Below are 17,537 nucleotides of genomic sequence, written 5' to 3'. Positions count from 1 at the left end.
CCTTGGCATCGTAGAAGCGGTCATGGATGGCAACGACGGTTGCCGATACCGCCAGCGGGCCGATAATGCCGGTGTCGAGCGTCTTGATGCCGTCGATGACGGTGATACCGCTGGCGGAGGTCAAAGATGACGGGTACTCAAGTCCAAGGTTGTCTCCGCTCAGCTTAATGATCTCGCTCAAAAAGAAGCAGTAGGCAAAATAGGCGACGAGAGCCTCGAGACAGCAACGAGCCGGTTGTTTTTGGGCAAGACCGATGGGCAGCGCTACGGCAAAAAGGAGCGGGAGGCGTTTAAAGACCGTCCACGAGCCGCGCTGGATGATGGTCCAAAAAACGTACCAAGGGGTTCCGTATACGGCGAGATCGCCGACGATGTCCGCAGTCGTTGCGAGAGCGGAGACGCCGACCATGAGGCCTGATATAGAAAACAGCATGGCGGGCGCGAACATTGCCCCGCCAAAGCGTTGGATTTTTTGCAGCATGTTCTGCCTTCCGAATATCGAGGCGCGTTGCGCGTGGGGAAACGTTTAAACAATGGATTCATTGTAGAGGACCAGACGATTGTCGTACCGGCAGTTTTGAGCGAAACCGATTTGGGCATGACAGAAACCGTCAACGGTTAAATCCTGTCGCTTTACCGATATTCGGTTTAAACAACTTTAAGAAATGCTATCGTGCCTAGCCGGAAATGAATAATGTAGAGGTGAAACAATGCCAAAAGCGATATACGAAGGAATCTACCGAGAAATACGCTCGCGCATCATTAATGGGACCTATGCGTTTCAGGAGATGCTGCCAACCGAAGCCGAGCTGACCGCGGAATTTGGCTGCACGCGCAATACCGTCCGCCGCGCTTTGAGCATGCTGGCCGACGGGATGTTTGTGCAGCCCATACACGGCAAGGGCGTGCGCGTTATTTGGCTTAAGGGCGAAACCGACATGTTGGGCGCACTCGAAGAGGTTGAGTCGTTTGGCGAGTTTGCAAAGCGCAACAATGCCGTTGCATCGACGGACGTTAAGTCTTTCGAACATCTGGTTTGCACCGAGCAACTCTCTCGTCACCTGGGCTTTAAGGTGGGCGAGGAGTTGATTCGCGTAGTGCGTGTCCGAAGCCTCAACGGCAACGCGCGCCAAGTGGACCATGGCTATTTTTTGGCGTCGATCGCCAAGGGCCTGACTCCCGAGATCGCGGCAGATTCTATTTACGGCTATCTGGAGCACAAGCGCGGTGTCAAAGTGATGGCGAGCCGTCGTACGGTGAGTGTCGAGCTCGCCAACGATGAGGACTGCAGCTATCTTGACCTCGGCAAATACAACTGCGTTGCCGTCATGGAGAGTCAGTCGTACACCTCGGATGGCATCTTGTTTGAGGTGACGCACACTCGCACACACCCCGAGATCTTCCATTACCGCGTCAATTCCAAGCGATAGCCGGCTAGCTCGCAGCCTGACGAGACTCATGGCCTCAAAGAGAAAACGCCCGGTCAAACCGACGGTACATCGGCTTGACCGGGCGTTTTCTCTGCATTCGATAACAAATAATTGTTTATACAAAACTTGTCAAGTATCAAGTTGAAATTACCGTTCACCGAAGTTTTTCTACCGCTCTAGTAATACTTGTTCAAACAACTAGCCAAATAGCGTATCGTTCAAATCAGCAAAAGGGGCAAAGTCCCCGAGCCAATCTCCGAAGGCGGCGGCAAAGGGTGCCGCCACGGTGTGAAAGGGTGGATTGTAATGAAGAACGAAATGAGCAGAAGGCAGTTCCTGGGCTTTGCTGGTTCCGCGGCTGCAGTTCTTGGTCTGGGTCTCGTGGGCTGCGGTGGCTCCGCCGGCTCCGGCTCCTCTGCTTCTGGTGACGCTGCCGAGGTCTACTTCCTCCAATTCAAGCCTGAGGTCGACAAGGAGTGGAAGGAGATCGCCAAGGCGTACAAGGAGGAGAAGGGCGTCGAGGTCAAGATCGTGACCGCCGCCTCCAACACCTACGAGGAGAAGCTCAAGTCCGAGATGTCCAAGAGCTCCGCTCCGACCCTGTTCCAGGTCAACGGCCCCACCGGTCTTAAGAACTGGAAGGATTACTGCGCCGACCTGTCCGATACCAAGCTCCGCGGTGAGCTCATTGACGACTCCCTGGCTCTGCAGTCCGACGGCAAGGATGTGTGCATCGACTGGGTTCAGGAGAGCTTCGGCATTATTTACAACAAGCAGCTGCTCGAGAAGGCTGGCTACAAGGCCGAGGACATCAACTCCTTCGACAAGCTGAAGGCTTGTGCCGACGACATCCAGGCCCGCAAGGACGAGCTTGGTGTCGAGGGTGCCTTCACTTCCGCCGGCATGGACGACTCCTCCAGCTGGCGCTACACCACCCACCTTGCCAACATGCCGCTCTACTACGAGTTTGAGAAGGAGCACAACCAGGAGGACGACGAGATCAAGGGTGAGTTCCTCGACAACTACAAGCAGATCTTCGACCTGTACATCACCGACTCTACCTGCGATCCTTCGCAGCTTGCTTCCAAGACCGGCGACGACGCCACCAACGAGTTCGCAACCGGCAAGGCCGTCTTCTACCAGAACGGCTCTTGGGCCTACTCTGACCTCGTCAAGGCCGGCATGACCGACGATCAGATTGGCATGATGCCCATCTACATCGGTGTTGACGGCGAGGAGAACCAGGGCCTGTGCTCCGGCGGCGAGAACTATTGGTGCGTCAGTTCCCAGGCTTCCGAGGATGCCCAGAAGGCCACCGAGGACTTCATGTATTGGTGCGTCACCGCTGACACCCCGACCAGCATCATCGCCGACAAGATGGGTCTGACCGCTCCGTTCAAGAGCGCCAAGGAGACCACCAACGTCTTCTCGCAGCAGGCCGTTGCCATGGCCAAGGACGGCAAGAAGACCGTCGCTTGGGACTTCGTCTACATTCCCTCCGAGGAGTGGAAGAAGAACCTCAAGCAGGCTCTGATTGCCTACGCTGCCGATAACAGCAAGTGGGACGGCGTCAAGAACGCCTTCGTCGATGGCTGGAAGACCGAGAAGGCTGCTTCCGAGTAAGCAGTTGCTGCCCAAGCTATCTGATTAGCGACAGGGGGCGGGCAGACGTAGGTTTGCCCGCCCCCTGCATATTGAAAGGACCCTTTTATGGGCAAAGCACTCAAGCGCTGGTGGCCGCTCTTTATGCTGCCCACGTGCCTGGCGTTTATGATCGGGTTCGTGATTCCCTTTATCCAGGGCTTCTATCTCTCGTTCTGCCAGTTTATTACCATTAACAACGCGCACTTTGTCGGTATCGAGAACTACGTGCGCGCATTGTCCGATTCGCAGTTTGCCACGTCGTTCTTCTTTACGGTGGCGTTTGCCTTCCTGTCGACGGTGCTCATCAACGTGATTGCCCTCGCCATCGCGCAGGCGCTCACCCGCAAGGCGCTCAAGGGCACTAACATCTTCCGTACAATCTTCTTTATGCCGAACCTGATCGGCGGCATCGTGCTGGGCTACATCTGGCAGATCTTGATCAACTGCCTGCTCTCCAACATCGGCGCCCAGCTCATCGCCCTTAACTCTGCTGCTGGCTTCTGGGGCCTTATCATCCTGACCCTGTGGCAGCAGGTCGGCTACATGATGATCATCTACATCGCTGGTCTGCAGTCCATTCCGTCCGACTACATCGAGGCCGCCAAGGTCGACGGTGCCACGGCATGGCAGACGTTTTGGAAGGTTAAGGTCCCTAACCTGATGCCGACCATCACCATCTGCCTGTTCCTGTCCATCACCAACGGCTTTAAGCTGTTCGACCAGAACCTCGCCCTTACCGGCGGCGCCCCCGCGCACTCCACCGAGATGCTCGCCCTGAACATCTACAACACGTTCTATTCGCGTGCCGGTATTGCATGGCAGGGCATCGGTCAGGCCAAGGCGGTTATCTTCTGCATCCTGGTTGTTGCTATTTCCATGATCCAGCTTAAGGCCACGAGGTCCAAGGAGGTGCAGCAGTAATGAAACGCGATAAGGTTATCAACCGCGCGCTCTCGATTTTCTTTACGATCCTGTCGCTCGCGTGGATCTACCCCGTGTTTATGATCGCGCTCAATTCCTTTAAGAAAGCGACCGCAATCAGCACCACCACGGCGTTCGATCTGCTCACGCCCGAGACGTTCAACGGCCTTGCAAACTACGTGCACGCCCTTAACGAGCAGGGCTTTGCCTCGGCGTTTATGTACTCGCTCATTATCACGGTCACGTCGGTCGTGCTGATTTTGGTGTGCTGCTCCATGTGCGCTTGGTACGTGGTGCGCGTCAACAACAAGATCTCGAACTTCTTCTATTACCTGTTCGTGTTCTCGATGGTCGTGCCGTTCCAGATGCTCATGTTCACGCTGTCCAATTTGGCGGACCGCATCGGCTTCAACACGCCGTTCAACATCTGCTTTATCTACCTTGGCTTTGGCGCGGGCCTGGCGGTCTTTATGTTCGCCGGCTTTGTAAAGAACATCCCGCTCGAGATCGAGGAGGCGGCCATGATCGACGGCTGCAACCCGGTCCAGGTGTTCTTTAAGATCGTCCTTCCCATCATGAAGCCCACCTATCTTTCGGTCGGCATTCTCGAGACCATGTGGGTCTGGAACGACTACCTGCTGCCCTACCTTACGCTCGACTCCACCAAGTACAAGACCATTCCTATCTTGATCCAGTACTTCCGCGGTGGCTACGGCCACGTCGAGCTCGGACCCATGATGGCCTGCATCATGATGGTTGTTATCCCCATCGTCGTCATGTACATTCTCTGCCAGAAGTACATCATCGACGGCGTGGTGGCAGGTGCCGTCAAGGGCTGATGCCGTAACTGTATTGCAAGTTTCTGCGGCGCCCCTCAGCGCGGCGCCGCATATCGAAAGGTAAAGACATGGCCGAGATCGTTCTCAAACATGTTCAGAAGGTGTATCCCAACACCGAGTCCAAAAAGAAGGGCTTCTTTGGCAAAAAGAAGAAGACCGAGGAGAAGAAGCACAACCTCAAGGTTACCGAGGACGGTGTGCTCGCTGTAGAGGACTTCAACCTCACCGTTCACGACCAGGAGTTCGTCGTCCTCGTTGGCCCCTCTGGCTGCGGTAAGTCCACGACGATGCGCATGGTCGCCGGCCTGGAGGACATCACCTCGGGCGATGTGCTCATCGACGGCAAGCGCGTCAACGACGTGGCGCCCAAGGACCGCGACATCGCCATGGTGTTCCAGAGCTATGCTCTGTACCCCAATATGACGGTGTACGAGAACATGGCGTTTACGCTTGAGCTCAAGAAGGTCCCCAAGGACGAGATCGACCGCAAAGTTCGCTCTGCTGCCGAGATTCTGGGCATTACCGAGTACCTCGACCGTAAGCCCAAGGCGCTTTCGGGCGGCCAGCGCCAGCGTGTCGCTATCGGCCGCGCCATCGTGCGTGACCCCAAGGTCTTCCTGATGGACGAGCCACTGTCCAACCTGGACGCCAAGCTTCGTAACCAGATGCGTGCCGAGCTCATTAAGCTGCGCCACGAGATCAAGGGCACGTTCATTTATGTTACTCACGACCAGACCGAGGCTATGACCCTCGGTGACCGTATCGTGGTCATGAAGGACGGCGTCGTCCAGCAGATCGCCACCCCGCAGGAGGTCTTCAACCATCCCGCGAACATCTTCGTCGCCGGCTTTATCGGCGTGCCGCAGATGAACTTCTTCGATGCCCAGCTGGTGCGCTCGGGCAACGGCTTTACCGTCAAGACCGAGGATATGAACGTGGCGCTCGCCCCCGAGACTTGCGCTCAGCTTGCCCTCAACTGGGACGGCGGCGACGTGAAGGAGATTACGGCCGGCGTGCGTCCCGAGCAGATCCTGCTTGCCGACAAGGGCGAGGAGGGCGCGCTCCAGGGTACCGTCGAGGTGACCGAGCTCATGGGCTCGACCGAGCATGTCCACGTGACCGCTCCCGACGGCCAGTTTGTCCTGATTATCCCCGTCGTCGACCTCGAGGCCAAGGGCGCGCTCAAGGCTGGCGACACCATCTGGTTCAAGTTCGAGAAGAACGCGACCCACCTCTTCGATAAGGTCTCTGGCAAGAACCTTATCTAGGCCCGGTGCATCCAGGCCCTCCCTTTGGGCGGCTGCGGTATTGCCATCCTTTTGCCGCGGTCACATATAAGGCTCCCCTCCCGTCCACTGGGCGAGAGGGGAGCCTTTCTTTGTGTTGGGGTTGTCTGGCCGGTCGCTTGTCTCGATCTGTAACGGGTGAGGCTGATTTCGGACGTTAGATGTTACAGATCGAGACGGTTCCGCTGAGCTAACCATTTCATCTAAATCTGTAACACCAAAGGTGAATTTCAGCTGCTAGATGTTACAGATTGAGATAAACCCAAGGGGAGGGGCCGGTATGTCTCAATCTGTAACAGCTGGGGCCGTTTTTTCCGAGTAGCTGTTACAGATCGAGATTCTTCGGTCGAGTCGGGTCACAGGATAACGTGCGGGCACAAAAAACGGAGCCGTGTTGCCACGACTCCGTTTCTCAAGAGGATGGGTAAGGGAAGTGAAATTAGTTCAGGTGCCAGATCTCGTCGTTGTACTGGGAGATGGTGCGGTCGGACGAGAAGGTGCCGGCGTTGGCGATATTGATGAGCGTCTTGCGCATCCAGGCGTCCTGGTCCTCGTAGTCGGCCAGCACGCGCTCCTTGGTCTGGATGTACTCCTCAATGTCGAGCAGGGCCATAAACCAGTCCTTGCCCTTAATGTCGTCGTGCAGGCGCTGCAGGCGCTCGGCATTGCCGGTCGCCATAAAGGCCGGGTTGGTGATGAAGTCCACCAGCAGTTTAATGCCGGGCTTGCGGTAGAGCATACCGGCGTCATAGGTGCCGTTGGCATAGAGCTGCTCGACCTGTTTGGAAGAGGCGCCAAAGGTATAGATGTTCTCGTCGCCCACGAGCTCGGCAATCTCCACGTTGGCACCGTCGAGCGTGCACAGGGTTAGGGCGCCGTTGAGCATGAACTTCATGTTGGAGGTGCCGCTCGCCTCCTTGGAGGCCAGGCTGATCTGCTCGGAGATGTCAGCGGCGGGGATCACGCGCTCGGCGGCGGTGACGTTGTAGTTCTCGATCATGACAACCTGCAGGTAGGGAGCCACGTCGGGGTCGTTTGCAATCCACTGCGACAGCGTCAGGATCAGATGGATGATGTCCTGCGCGATAGTGTAGGCAGGCGCCGCCTTGCCGCCAAAGATGATGGTGACGGGGTGCTTAGGCCTGTTGCCGTTCTTGATATCGAGGTACTTCCAGATGATGTAGAGCGCGAGCATCTGCTGGCGCTTGTACTCGTGGATGCGCTTGACCTGGACGTCGATGATGGCGTTGGAGGGAATGGTCACACCCTGCTCGAGCGCCATGAACTGGCGCATGATGGTCTTGGCCTCGACCTTGGTGGCGGCCAGGCGCTCAAGAACGTCCTTGTCGTCAGCGAACTTGGCGAGTTTGCTCAGATCGCCGGTGCTGCGCCAGTCGGTGCCGATCACATCGTCGAGCAGGCTGGCGAGCGCGGGGTTGGCCCCATGGATCCAGCGGCGGAAGGTGATGCCGTTGGTCTTGTTGGAGAACTTCTCGGGATAGATCTCGTAGAACGGATGAAGCTCGGTGTCCTCCAGGATCTTGGTATGGAGGGCGGCTACGCCGTTGATGGAGAAGCCAAAGTGGATGTCCATGTGGGCCATGTGGACGGTGTCGTGCTCGTCGATGATGGCGACGCGCGGGTCATCGTGCTCGGCCTTCGCGATCTCATCGAGCTTGACGATAATGTCGGCGATGGCAGGGGAGACCTTCTGCAGGCTGGCGAGCGGCCACTTCTCGAGCGCCTCGGCAAGAATCGTGTGGTTAGTGTAGGCGACCATGGAGCGTACGATGGTCACGGCCTCGTCAAACTCGATGTCATGCTCGGTGGTGAGCAAGCGAATGAGCTCGGGGATGACCATGGTGGGGTGCGTGTCGTTAATTTGGACCACGGCGTAGTCGGCCAGATCGTGCAGGTTGCTGCCGCGCTCGACGGCCTCGTCGATCAGGAGCTGGGCGGCGTTGCTCACCATGAAGTACTCCTGATAGATGCGAAGTAGGCGGCCCTGCTCGTCGGAATCGTCGGGGTAGAGGAACAAGGTGAGGTTCTTGGCGATCTCGGTCTTGTCGAAGTCGATGGAGCTGCCGGGGACCAGGCCGTCGTCGACGCTTGCCAGGTCGAACAGGCGCAGGCGGTTCTTGGTGGGCTGGCCGTAACCGGGCACATCGATGTTGACGAGCTTGGAAGTAACGGCAAAATCGCCGAACTCGACGGTGTAGGAGCGGTCATCGTCGACTAGGATGTCCTGCTCACCGAGCCACTCGTCGGGGACGGCCTTCTGCTGGTTGTCGACAAAGCGCTGGCGGAACAGACCGTAGTGATAGTTGAGGCCCACGCCATCGCCGGTCAAGCCCAGCGTGGCGATGGAATCCAGGAAGCATGCGGCCAAGCGGCCCAGGCCGCCGTTGCCGAGTGACGGCTCGACCTCGAATTCCTCGATCTTGTTGAGGTCGTGACCTGCGGCGGTGAGCTGGTCCTTAACCTCGTCGTAGATGCCGAGGTCGATCATGTTGTTGATGAGCAGCTTGCCGATCAAAAATTCGGCGGAAATGTAATAGAGCTTTTTCTTGCCGTTGTTGAGCGGGCAGGCGGCGGAGCGCTCCTGCACGAGTTTGACCAGCAGCTTGTAAATGCGACGGTCGTCGAGCTGCTCGAGCGAGGTGCCAAAAGACTGCTCGGCGAGTTCCATGAGGTTAATTTGGGGCATGTTTTCTCCTGTGATGGGTTGTTTCATGTCTGCAATTCATAAGAAGCCCGCGCGAGGGGATTGGGGTGGCCTCGCGCGGGAAAAGCAAGCGCGTCCGCACGGTGGGGAGGGGTCGGGCGCGGTAGCTCCTATTGAGGAAGCTCGATTTCGGCTTCCGACGGGATGCGGAAGTAGGTCTCGGTCCAGTCGGTGAGTTTGTGCTCGAGCTCGCGGGTGATGGCGCCGTCGAGCATGCGCCAGGTCCAGTTGCCGCCCAGCGTGGCAGGGGTGTTGATGCGCGCCTCGTTGCCCAAGTTGAGCAGGTCCTGCATGGTGTAGATGCACGTGTCGCTCACGCTGGCGGCGATGGTGCGGTTGAGTGCATCTGCCATGGGTTCGCCGGCCTGCTGATGGGTGTACAGGGCTGCCTGCTCGCGCTGACGGGGGGTGGCCGTTCCCTCAAACCAACCGCGCGCCGTCTCGTTGTCGTGGGTGCCCACATAGGCGACGGTGTTGGCGATGTAGTTATGCGGCAGGTAGTACGAGTTGGTGCCCTCAAAGGCAAACTGCAGGATCTTCATGCCGGGGAAGCCCGAGTTGTCGCGCATGTCGATGACGCCGGGGGTGAGGAAGCCCAGGTCCTCGGCGATGATGGGCAGCGTGCCGAGCTTTTCCTCGAGCGTCTTGAAGAACTTGAGGCCGGGGCCCTGCGTCCACGAACCGTAGGACGAATCGGGCGAGGAGAACGGCACCTCCCAATAGGCCTCGAAGCCGCGGAAGTGATCCAGGCGGATGACGTCGTACATGTCGAGGGCGGCGCGAATGCGGCCCTCCCACCAGGAGAAGCCATCGGACTCCATAGCGTCCCAGTCGTAGATGGGGTTGCCCCAGTACTGGCCGGTGGCCGAGAACTGGTCGGGCGGCGTGCCGGCGACGCTCACGGGATTGCCGGCGGCGTCGATCTTAAAGAGCTCAGGCGTCGCCCACATCTCGACGGAGTCACGCGAGACATAGATGGGCAGGTCGCCGATGATGAGAATGTCGCGCTCGTTGGCATAGGCCTTGAGGCGGTTCCACTGGCGATCGAAGAAGTACTGCGTCATCTGGTGGTAGAGCATACGCGCCGGATGGTCGGCGCAGACCTTGGCGGAAGCCTCGCCGCGGGTACGGAGCTCCGCGGGCCACTCCCAAAACGCCTTGAGACCGCACTCCTCTTTGACGGTCATAAACTCACAGTAGGGGATGAGCCAGTCCTCGTTGGCCTGGATAAAGTCATCGAAATCGGCCGGCTTGTCGGCAGCAAAGCGCTCAGCGGCTCGGTCGAGAATCTGACGGCGGCCGCCAAAGATAGCACCGTAGTCGACATTGCTGGGGTCGGATCCCAGATACACGCCATCGATATCGCGCTGCTCCAGATACCCTGCCTCGATAAGCTCGGCAAAGTCGATAAAGTTGGGGTTGCCTGCGCGGGCCGAGAACGACTGATAGGGCGAATCGCCATAGCTGGTCGTCGTAAGGGGCAGAATCTGCCAGTAATGTTGTTTGCACGAGGCGAGAAAATCGACGAAGTCGTAGGCATTCCAACCAAAGCCACCGATTCCGTATGGTCCGGGCAGAGATGAGACGGGCATGAGGACGCCGCTTGCACGCTCCATGAATGCGCTCACCAACCTTCTTGTTGTGGGGTCGGCCTGCCGATGGGTGTGCAGTCCGCCTCCGATGTTCTGATTCGATACGCTTATTGTAAAACATGTTGTTTAAACATGTACAGGCAAGATAAAAAAGTTGGTCGATTTTCGGCGAATGGTTACATGCCATGAAAAAGCCCCGACCTCACAACGTGAGATCGGGGCAAGAGCGGTATGTAGGTTTTTGCTACTCGGCGTCGGCGAAGCCGTTGGGGTTGTGGCTCTGCCAGTTCCAGCTATCGCGGCACATGTCCGCGATGTCGTATTGGGCCTTCCAGCCCATCATGCGCTCGGCCTTGGAGGCATCGCACCAGTTGGCAGCGATGTCGCCGGCGCGGCGCTCGCGGATCACGTAGGGCAGCTCCTTGCCACAAGCCTTGGAGAAGGCGGCGACGACCTCGAGTACCGAGGTGCCGGTGCCGGTGCCCAAGTTAAAGATCTCGACGCCGGTCTTGCCGTTCATCCAGTTAAGGGCGGCAACGTGACCAGAGGCCAGATCGCACACGTGGATGTAGTCGCGCACGCCGGTGCCGTCGGGGGTGGGGTAGTCGTTGCCAAAGACCTGAACGGCCTCGAGCTTGCCCACGGCGACCTGGGCGACATAGGGCACCAAGTTGTTGGGGATGCCCTTGGGGTCCTCGCCGATCAGGCCCGACGGATGAGCGCCAATGGGGTTGAAGTAACGGAGCAGCACGACGTCCCACTCGGGGTCGGCGGTGTGGACGTCCATAAGGATCTGCTCGATCATCCACTTGGTCCAACCATAGGGGTTGGTCGCGGGCTTCTTAGGATCCTCCTCGGTGACGGGCGGGTTGTTCGGGTCGCCGTAGACGGTCGAGGAGCTCGAGAAGATGATGGACTTGCAGCCATGGCTGCGCATGACGTCGATGAGCACCAGGGTGTTCTCGATGTTGTTGTGGTAGTACTCGACGGGCTTGCTCACCGACTCGCCGACGGCCTTAAAACCGGCGAAGTGGATGACGCGGTCGATCTGATGGGTATCGAAGATCTTGTTCATTGCATCGCGGTCGAGCACGTTGGCCTCGTAGAAGGTGAGGTTCTTGGCGGCCTCGTCGCCCACGATGGTCTTGACGCGGTCGACGGCGACGGCGCTGGAGTTGGAGAGATCATCGACGATGACGACCTGGTAGCCACCCTCGAGCAGCTGAACGACGGTGTGCGAGCCGATAAAGCCGGCGCCACCGGTAACGAGGACGCAGGTGTCTTTGGGGTCGAGTGCTTTGGACATGTAGTCTCCTATCGAATCAGGAACACTTCTTCAGGGGAGTATAGCGCAGGCAGGGACGCCCAAATCGTGCGCTGTAGGAAAAGCAGAGGATTGTGCTAACGTACTCATAGAAGAGCTTGCGTACGCATAACCTGATCTTTGACATTTGCTTACGAGCCGCTGACCTTGTAGTTTCCTGCCGTTCGTGGAAATCGTTGGGACGCGCCATATGTACGCTAATATGTATGAGTTGAGCGACATATAAATAAGCATGTAACGGAGTACATATGTCACCAAACAGCGATTCTATCCTTTCCCAGGAGCTCTCGCGCCGCACTGCCCTCAAGGCCCTGTTCGGCGCCGCTTCTGCGGCAGTTCTTTTTGGCCTGCCCGCTCGCGCCCATGCGGCGGAGGCTTCCAAAGAAACCACCGATAAACTGAATGCCGCCCAGGCCCAGCTCGACGAGGTTCAGGCCCAGCTCGACAGCATCGCAAATGAGTATGCGGCGCTGGCCAACAAGAATGCCCAGACCCTCAACGACATCGAGAATGTCCAGGGCAAGATTGACGACACGCAGGCCCAGATCGATGAAAAGAAGGCCGAGCTCAAGAAGAAGCGCAACGACCTTTCCGATCGCGTGGCCGCCAGCTACAAGTCCGGCGGCACGAACATCCTGTCGCTGCTGCTGGCCTCTGGCTCGTTTGAGGAACTCGTCGCCAACGCGCATTACGTTGAGAAGATCAACAAGAGCGACCGCGACGCCATCGAGGACATTCAGACCATCCAGGAAGAGCTCGATGCGCAAAAGACCGAGCTCGAGTCGCAGAAGGCCGACTTAGAGAAGCTCAAGGACCAGCAGACTGCCCAGATGCAGGACATGCAGGCCAAGCAGCAAGAAGTCCAGACCGTGCTGAACGGTCTTTCCGACGACGTCAAGGAGCTCATGGCTCAGCGCGATTCCGAGATCCTCGCTGCCGCCCAGGCTGAGGAGGCCGCTAGGAAGGCTGCCGCTGCCGCGGCTGCCGCGAACAAGAACAATTCCTACTCGGGTGGTTCGAGCTCGGGTGGTGGATCGTACGCGCCCGGAACTCCGCAGCAGAATGCCGGCTCGGGCAAGCAGCAGGCTGTCGTCAACGCGTGCTACTCCACGCCTTCGCCGGGTCAGAACTGGTGCGCGGCGTGGGTCACCAATGTCTTCCGTAACGCCGGCGTTGGCTACTTTGGCGGCAATGCGTGCGACATGTTTAACGCATGGTGCTATAGCTCCGACCGCTCGGCGCTGCAGGTGGGCATGATCGTGGCCGATTCCTCGCACAGCGGCACGGGTGCTCCGGGCCTTATCTACGGTCATGTGGGTATCTACGTTGGCGGCGGCATCGTTATGAGCAACGAGGGTGCCATTACGTCTAAGTCGCTTGATTCGTTTATTAGCTTCTATGGCACTGGCTCTGGCGTGCGTTGGGGCTGGCTCGGCGGCGTGGCGCTGTCGTAAAGCCGACGGGGCCGCGTGCCCGCCCGCAATATATTTGATTGCCTGCTCGGGCAGTCCTGCGCAAGACGAAGGCCACATTAAGTGGCCTTCTTTGCGTGCGGAACTCGCGATCAATCAAATATATTGCGGGCGGGCACGCGGCCCTCTTGGGTTCGGGGCGCGGCACACCGGACTGGTTGTCTGAATTAAAGAAAGTGAAGGCCCCTTTCGGGGCCTTCTTTTTATAAAAATTCGCCTACTCGGTGGACTTCGGGTTCTAGGTCTACGTTGAATTGGTCTTTGACGGTTGCCTGGATGTGGCGGATGAGTTCGTCGACATCGGCGGCGGTGGCGTGGTCGGCGTTGACGATGAAGCCGCAGTGCTTCTCGCTCACCTGCGCGCCGCCAACGGCGTGTCCTCGCAGGCCGGCATCCATGATGAGTTTGCCGGCAAAGTAACCCTCGGGGCGCTTGAAAGTGGAGCCGGCACTCGGCATGTCGAGCGGCTGCTTGTCCTCGCGGCGCTGGCGGTAGTCGTCCATGTCGGCCTTGATCATCGCGGCGTTGCCCGGGGCGAGATTGAAGGTGGCCGAAAGCACGATAAAGCCGTCATCGGCGATGCGGCTCTTTCGATAACCCAGGTTGAGCTCGTCGACATCGAACTCGATGATATTGCCGCTGCCGCGGGTGCCGTCGTCGAGCTGGCGAGCGGGTTTGTAGACGCGCACGGACTCCAGCACATCGGCCATGCAGGCACCGTAGGCACCGGCGTTCATGTAGCAGGCGCCGCCGACCGATCCGGGGATGCCCGAGATGGGCTCCATGCCGGTGAGACCGGCCTCGGCTGCCGCCGCGGCGACATCGGAAAGCAAGGCGCCGGCCGCCGCCGTGACGTGCGTGCCGTCGACCGTAATGTCGGAGAGGCCTTCGCCCAGCGCCACGACGACGCCACGGATGCCCTTGTCGCCGACGAGCAGGTCGGAGCCGTTGCCCACGATGGTAAGCGGCAGGTCGCAGCGATAGCAGGTATCGAGCGTGGCGACGAGGCCCTGCTCAGTATCGGGCGTGACAAAGACGTCGGCCGGGCCGCCGATCTTAAACGTGGTGTGCTCGCGCATGGGCTCGCTCATCAACACGTTGTCCTCGCCGGCAACGCCAGCAAGTGCGCACAGCAGGTCCTCGTTAAAAAAGTCGTTCTCGTGCATACGAATATCCGCCTTTTGGTGGTCGTTGTCATCAATCGATTGCAATATACCCCACCCGGACGGATTTGGTGCGCTGGCGGCGATAAAACAGCCGTCTACCGGATTGGTAAAGTGTTTATCACCGAGGTAGAGGGGTAGTCGCTATACTTTCAAGAGATTGCGCGTAAACCCGGAAGGAGCGAGATGGCCAACAAAGTCACCCTCAAGCAGATCGCCCAGGAGGTGGGGCTTTCCCCCTCGTCGGTCTCGCTTGTGCTCAATAATCGGCCCTGTCGCATCTCGGAAGAAAACCGCAAGCTCATCAAAGAGGTCGCGGCGCGCAACCACTATGTTCCCAACCAGATTGCGCGTAGCCTGGTCATGCGCGAGTCGCGCACGCTGGGCCTTATCGTCCCTAACATCGAGAGCCGCTTTTTTGCCTCGCTTGCCGGCAGCTTGGAAAAGCGCTGCCGCGAGGACGGCTATGCGCTCTTTATTACCAGCTCGGGCGGAAGTGCCGACGACGATCTGGAGCTGCTGCGCCAGCTGGTGACGCGCGGCGTCGACGGTGTCTTTCTGGTGGTGGGTGACGAGTTCTCCGACGACCGCGCCCTGCGCGAAGAAGTCAGCCATCTGCCTATCCCTGCCGTGATGGTCGACCGTGCCATTGAGGGGCTCGAGTGCGACAAGGTGATGTTCGACCACGAGATGGGTGGCTACATGGCCACCCGCTATCTGATCGAGCAGGGCCACCGTCGCATTGCCTGCTTGGTTAACGCACGCCGTTCCAATACGGGGCGTAAACGACTTGCCGGCTATGAGCGCGCGCTGCGCGAGGTTGGCTTGCCTATCGACGCACGTTTGGAGTTTGAGAGCGAGTACTACATTCCGAGCGCCTACGAGGCCTCGGAGGCAGTGCTCGCGACCGACGCCACCGCCGTATTTGCAAGCTCGGATAACATTGCCCTCGGTTTGCTCAAGCGCTTGCACGAGATGGGGAAGAGCATTCCGGGTGACATTTCGGTCGTAAGCTATGACAACTCGGCGGCCGACGTTCTCTTTGAGCCGGCGCTGACCGCGATTGAGCAGGATCCTGGTGTCCTTGCGGAGCATGCTTTTGGCTGCATGTCCAAGCGTCTTGCCGGTAGGGGCGGCAGGCGTGCCGAAGAGGTCGTCCTGGAGCCGGCGCTTATCGTTAAGGGCAGCGTGCTCGAGCTTACCGAATGTAGCTAAGCGTACTTGTTTGTTTGCATAGATTGCATGCGGAGTGTCCGCTATTTGCCGGCGGGGCCGGGGTGCCTGCCTTGTTTTGAGAAGTTCGCGGAGCCCACTTCTCAAAACAAGGCAGGCACCCCGGCCCTCGTCCGTGAACTCTTCCGCTGGGCGAGCTATAGACGCCGCGCACCGATAGGGTAAGGCGGCGGCTTGAAATTGGTGCTATATTCAGGTTGAGTTGTTTAATGCTAGTACGGGAGGCTGATATGGGGCTGTTCAAGAAGAAAAACCCGCAGGATGCCTTTGATCCCGATGTGTTTACCATCACGGATACGATTTTGGACCCGCCGCGGTTTACGTTTTTGCCGGCTATCTACCAGGATGCCACGCATCGCAAATGGGCCGTACATCAGCGCGGCGGCGAGCCGAAGATTTTTGACTATGCGGACGTGTTGCAGTGCGAAGTGGCCGAGGCGGGCGATCCGGAGGCCGGAGAAGCGGTCTCTAAACAGGAATTTGCCCAGCGTATCCTGGCAAATCCTGCCAAGGCAGCAAAAATAAATGCTGCCAAGCGTAATATGTGTCTTGGTATGGGCGTTGTTGTGGCGGTTCAGACGGGAAAAGACGAGGTTTCCAAATTAGAGATTCCCGTTATGACCGACGAAGTCAAACGCGATTCAAGTCTATATAAGTCGTATCGGAATGTCGCCGAGAAGATCAAGGCAGAATTTGATGCCATGGGAGGGCTGGCCTAATTTTGGCGGCATACGTTTCTGAATGAGGAGTCTGTGCAATGGCAGGCGAATCTTATGCAATTCCCCCCAAAGATCATGCTGTTGAGGGAATTCTTTGGTATATCCAGCACCATCAGCTTGCCGGCGGCGATCGCCTGCCGGCCGAGCGCGTGCTGTGCGAAGAGATTGGCGTTTCGCGTACGGCGTTGCGTGCCGGTATCACGCGGCTTATCTCGTGTGGAACGCTCGAGAGCCGTCGCGGATCGGGCACGTATGTGTGTCCTCCCAAGCCGCTGAACATCTTCCAGGAAACGTATAACTTTTCCGATGCTGTGCGGACTGCCGGCCTGCACCCCTCTTCTCGTCTGGTTTCCACCGGGACCATCGAGGCGGATGAGGCGCTTGCCGACAAGCTTGGGGTGGCTGTAGGCGCTCCCTTGCTCCGCATGCAGCGCGTTCGACTTATTGAGGGCGAGCCGGCGTCAATCGAGACCGCTCACGTTAACCTGTCCCTGTGCCCATCGCTTCCCGAGCACGATTTTGAGTGTGAGAGCCTTTACGATGTCTTGCTCAAAGAAGGTGGCGTGCGCGTTGAGCATGGACGTGAGCATATCTCCATCTCGCGTTTGAACTTCGAAGAGGCCGAGCTGCTCCAGCAAGAAGAGGGAACGCCGGTGTTCTATGAGAGCTCGATCGAATTTGATAAGGACATGCGTTTTGTGGAGCATTGCAAATCGGTGATTTTGCCCACAAAGTTCCGCTTTGCCGATAACGGCGAAGAGAACGGCATGAGGAGCGTGGCAGGTGAACAATGGCTGAAACAGTAGATGCCACCCCGGTTTATATGCGCATTCGACGCTGCATCGAGGAACGTATCGAGCGCGGTGCATATCCCACGGGTTCCATGATTCCGTCCGAAAAAGACCTCGCCGAGGAATTTGGTACGACACGCTTGACCATCCGAAGCGCTGTCGATGAGCTGGTTCGACGCGGGCAGATTCGCCGTGTTCGGGGAAAAGGTGCCTTTGTGGCGCAGAGAGTACCTGCTTTTTTTGAACGCACGGTCGGTTTCCGTGAATCGGTCCGTGCTTCGGGCGGCGAGCCGTCCGTCCGTATTCTCGCGCGTTCCAAGCGTTATGCGGGGCCATATTACGCCGACCTGTTTGGCATCGCCGAGGACGACCTGCTCTATTCCGTTCGACGCCTGAAC

15 protein-coding genes are annotated in these 17,537 nt (G+C 58.3%); 10 read left to right on the top strand and 5 right to left on the bottom strand.

From position 1 onward, the window contains the following. A partial coding sequence (locus tag ABHR76_RS07500) for a PTS transporter subunit EIIC (RefSeq protein WP_346977199.1) occupies positions 1 to 481 on the bottom strand: 481 nt, incomplete at its 3' end. Positions 482 to 710: 229 nt separating this feature from the next. On the opposite strand from ABHR76_RS07500, the gene ABHR76_RS07495 reads away from it, so the two are divergent. The 5 genes from ABHR76_RS07495 to ABHR76_RS07475 all read left to right on the top strand — a co-directional run bounded on the left by ABHR76_RS07495 (position 711) and on the right by ABHR76_RS07475 (position 6,102). Next, positions 711 to 1,430, top strand: a complete 720-nt coding sequence (locus ABHR76_RS07495; protein WP_055285612.1) for a GntR family transcriptional regulator — start codon at positions 711 to 713, stop codon at positions 1,428 to 1,430. A gap of 306 nt (positions 1,431 to 1,736) precedes the next feature. Continuing rightward, complete coding sequence (locus tag ABHR76_RS07490) at positions 1,737 to 3,053, top strand: ABC transporter substrate-binding protein (RefSeq protein ID WP_117746799.1); 1,317 nt, start codon at positions 1,737 to 1,739, stop codon at positions 3,051 to 3,053. An 87-nt stretch (positions 3,054 to 3,140) separates the two neighbouring features. Further along, positions 3,141 to 3,995 (top strand): carbohydrate ABC transporter permease, encoded by an 855-nt coding sequence (locus tag ABHR76_RS07485; RefSeq protein ID WP_138113453.1) that lies wholly within the window; start codon positions 3,141 to 3,143, stop codon positions 3,993 to 3,995. Next, complete coding sequence (locus tag ABHR76_RS07480; protein WP_138113451.1) at positions 3,995 to 4,834, top strand: carbohydrate ABC transporter permease; 840 nt, start codon at positions 3,995 to 3,997, stop codon at positions 4,832 to 4,834. Before ABHR76_RS07485 ends, ABHR76_RS07480 begins: the two co-directional genes overlap by 1 nt. Before the next feature lie 68 nt (positions 4,835 to 4,902). Then, entirely contained in the window at positions 4,903 to 6,102 is a 1,200-nt protein-coding gene (locus ABHR76_RS07475; RefSeq protein WP_138113449.1) for an ABC transporter ATP-binding protein, read from the top strand. Positions 6,103 to 6,559: 457 nt separating this feature from the next. Here ABHR76_RS07475 and glgP read toward each other — a convergent pair whose 3' ends face one another. The 3 genes from glgP to galE form a co-directional block, all read right to left on the bottom strand. After that, positions 6,560 to 8,827 carry a glycogen/starch/alpha-glucan family phosphorylase gene (gene glgP / locus ABHR76_RS07470; protein WP_254668661.1) on the bottom strand — a complete coding sequence of 756 codons (2,268 nt, stop codon included), beginning with the start codon at positions 8,825 to 8,827 and terminating at the stop codon, positions 6,560 to 6,562. A 128-nt stretch (positions 8,828 to 8,955) separates the two neighbouring features. Further along, entirely contained in the window at positions 8,956 to 10,473 is a 1,518-nt protein-coding gene (gene malQ, locus ABHR76_RS07465; RefSeq protein WP_254668660.1) for a 4-alpha-glucanotransferase, read from the bottom strand. Between the two features lie 208 nt (positions 10,474 to 10,681). Continuing rightward, on the bottom strand, positions 10,682 to 11,743 hold the full coding sequence (galE, locus tag ABHR76_RS07460; RefSeq protein WP_138113445.1) for a UDP-glucose 4-epimerase GalE: 1,062 nt from the start codon (positions 11,741 to 11,743) through the stop codon (positions 10,682 to 10,684). 266 nt (positions 11,744 to 12,009) lie between these two features. On the opposite strand from galE, the gene ABHR76_RS07455 reads away from it, so the two are divergent. After that, entirely contained in the window at positions 12,010 to 13,215 is a 1,206-nt protein-coding gene (locus tag ABHR76_RS07455) for a coiled-coil domain-containing protein (protein WP_138113443.1), read from the top strand. A 221-nt stretch (positions 13,216 to 13,436) separates the two neighbouring features. Here ABHR76_RS07455 and murB read toward each other — a convergent pair whose 3' ends face one another. Further along, positions 13,437 to 14,399 (bottom strand): UDP-N-acetylmuramate dehydrogenase, encoded by a 963-nt coding sequence (gene murB / locus ABHR76_RS07450; protein ID WP_161144584.1) that lies wholly within the window; start codon positions 14,397 to 14,399, stop codon positions 13,437 to 13,439. 183 nt (positions 14,400 to 14,582) lie between these two features. Between murB and ABHR76_RS07445 the strand changes: the two genes are divergently transcribed. From ABHR76_RS07445 to ABHR76_RS07430, 4 genes are all read left to right on the top strand, one after another. Continuing rightward, positions 14,583 to 15,611: a LacI family DNA-binding transcriptional regulator gene (locus ABHR76_RS07445; RefSeq protein WP_006235873.1), complete on the top strand. Its 1,029-nt coding sequence runs from the start codon at positions 14,583 to 14,585 to the stop codon at positions 15,609 to 15,611. Between the two features lie 248 nt (positions 15,612 to 15,859). After that, a complete protein-coding gene (locus tag ABHR76_RS07440) occupies positions 15,860 to 16,348 on the top strand; it encodes a hypothetical protein (protein ID WP_346977198.1) in 489 nt (162 codons plus the stop codon). A gap of 38 nt (positions 16,349 to 16,386) precedes the next feature. Continuing rightward, a complete protein-coding gene (locus tag ABHR76_RS07435; RefSeq protein WP_138113437.1) occupies positions 16,387 to 17,154 on the top strand; it encodes a GntR family transcriptional regulator in 768 nt (255 codons plus the stop codon). Further along, the coding region (locus ABHR76_RS07430; RefSeq protein WP_346977197.1) for a GntR family transcriptional regulator at positions 17,139 to 17,537 on the top strand (399 nt) is incomplete at its 3' end. The genes ABHR76_RS07435 and ABHR76_RS07430, both read left to right, overlap by 16 nt.

The sequence above is a fragment of the Collinsella aerofaciens genome, from assembly GCF_039752985.1.
In the GTDB taxonomy this organism is placed as follows: Bacteria; Actinomycetota; Coriobacteriia; order Coriobacteriales; family Coriobacteriaceae; genus Collinsella; species Collinsella aerofaciens_BT.
Note: the sequence above shows the minus strand (reverse complement) of the source record. Positions and strands in the feature narration are given on the sequence as shown.

Coding starts and splice junctions, on each gene's coding strand:
- ABHR76_RS07495 (WP_055285612.1), top strand. CDS start 711: ATGCCAAAAGCGATATACGAAGGAATCTACCGAGAAATACGCTCGCGC.
- ABHR76_RS07490 (WP_117746799.1), top strand. CDS start 1,737: ATGAAGAACGAAATGAGCAGAAGGCAGTTCCTGGGCTTTGCTGGTTCC.
- ABHR76_RS07485 (WP_138113453.1), top strand. CDS start 3,141: ATGGGCAAAGCACTCAAGCGCTGGTGGCCGCTCTTTATGCTGCCCACG.
- ABHR76_RS07480 (WP_138113451.1), top strand. CDS start 3,995: ATGAAACGCGATAAGGTTATCAACCGCGCGCTCTCGATTTTCTTTACG.
- ABHR76_RS07475 (WP_138113449.1), top strand. CDS start 4,903: ATGGCCGAGATCGTTCTCAAACATGTTCAGAAGGTGTATCCCAACACC.
- glgP (WP_254668661.1), bottom strand. CDS start 8,827: ATGCCCCAAATTAACCTCATGGAACTCGCCGAGCAGTCTTTTGGCACC.
- galE (WP_138113445.1), bottom strand. CDS start 11,743: ATGTCCAAAGCACTCGACCCCAAAGACACCTGCGTCCTCGTTACCGGT.
- ABHR76_RS07455 (WP_138113443.1), top strand. CDS start 12,010: ATGTCACCAAACAGCGATTCTATCCTTTCCCAGGAGCTCTCGCGCCGC.
- murB (WP_161144584.1), bottom strand. CDS start 14,399: ATGCACGAGAACGACTTTTTTAACGAGGACCTGCTGTGCGCACTTGCT.
- ABHR76_RS07445 (WP_006235873.1), top strand. CDS start 14,583: ATGGCCAACAAAGTCACCCTCAAGCAGATCGCCCAGGAGGTGGGGCTT.
- ABHR76_RS07440 (WP_346977198.1), top strand. CDS start 15,860: ATGGGGCTGTTCAAGAAGAAAAACCCGCAGGATGCCTTTGATCCCGAT.
- ABHR76_RS07435 (WP_138113437.1), top strand. CDS start 16,387: ATGGCAGGCGAATCTTATGCAATTCCCCCCAAAGATCATGCTGTTGAG.